Raw genomic sequence first — 250 nt, 5'->3', positions numbered from 1 at the left:
GCCGAGGCTTGCCACACGCGCTAGCCGCTGACCGCATGCAGGATCGAGAACAGAAAAGGTTTCAGCCTTCTCTCCTGCGACCCAGCGCCCGTCGACATAGCCTAGTTCACGAAAAAGATGCTTATCGCGGAGCGCGCCAAGCCCGTCGTGTTGTATCGGATGATCCAGAACGGCATTCATTGTTCTTCTCCCAATTCAGGAAGAAGTCTGTCACAGGATAGCTCTGGATTCAGACCAAACTCATCTCCAC

General features: G+C 54.4%; 1 pseudogene. It reads right to left on the bottom strand.

The window, feature by feature from the left end:
* Positions 1-180, bottom strand: a pseudogene (locus tag SB719_RS21645) (hypothetical protein); the annotation flags it as partial.
* Positions 181-250: the final 70 nt, after the last annotated feature.

The organism is Pantoea sp. SIMBA_079 (assembly GCF_046940275.1).
In the GTDB taxonomy this organism is placed as follows: domain Bacteria; phylum Pseudomonadota; class Gammaproteobacteria; order Enterobacterales; family Enterobacteriaceae; genus Pantoea; species Pantoea borealis.
Note: the sequence above shows the minus strand (reverse complement) of the source record. Positions and strands in the feature narration are given on the sequence as shown.